Source organism: Acidovorax sp. KPB24-07, assembly GCF_057543315.1.
The window spans coordinates 1-649 of the sequence record NZ_BAAJYS010000899.1; the positions used below are offsets into that span (position 1 = coordinate 1).

Below are 649 nucleotides of genomic sequence, written 5' to 3' on the forward strand. Positions count from 1 at the left end.
CCAGCAGCGCCTGCAGCACGGCCAGGCCGCTCTCGCCCGCGCCCAGCCGGTGGTCGCACAGCACGGCATCGGGCACGAAGCCGCCGTCCACCCGGGCCATGGCCTGCGCCCCGGTGGCCGCCCATTGCACCTGCAGCCCCCACGACTGCAGCAGTTGGGACAGCGAAGCGGCGATCTGCGGATCGTCCTCCACCAGCAGGCAACGCCCCTGCAGTGAGGCCATGCGTTCGGCCCAGAGCGCCGCCGGCTGCAGCAAAGGCTCGGCCGGCAACGGGCCGCCGGGCTGCGCCGCCGGCAACTCCAGCCAGAAGCACGAGCCCCGGCCCGGCGTGGATTCGAACCCGTGCCCGGCGCCGATCAGCCCCGCCGAGCGGGCCACCACCGACAGCCCCAGGCCGTGCCCTTCGGCCTGCTGCACCTGGGCCTGATCGCTGCGGTAGAACGGTGCATAGATGCGGTGGCGGTCCTTGGGGGCCACGCCCGCACCGGTGTCCCACACCTCGATGCGCCAGCGGCCACCCCGCGCCCGCGCCCCCAGCAACACCCCGCCCGAGGCGGTGTAGCGCAGCGCGTTCTGCGCCAGGTTGAACACCATCTGGCGCAGCAGCGCCGGGTCGCCGCGCACCGCCGCCTCGCGCTGGCGCGGCAG

Annotated in this window: 1 protein-coding gene; it reads right to left on the minus strand. The window is 75.0% G+C overall.

The features are described 5' to 3' along the window. Positions 1-649: sensor histidine kinase (locus tag AC27IQ_RS26555; protein ID WP_487091459.1), on the minus strand; the 649-nt coding region annotated here is incomplete at both ends.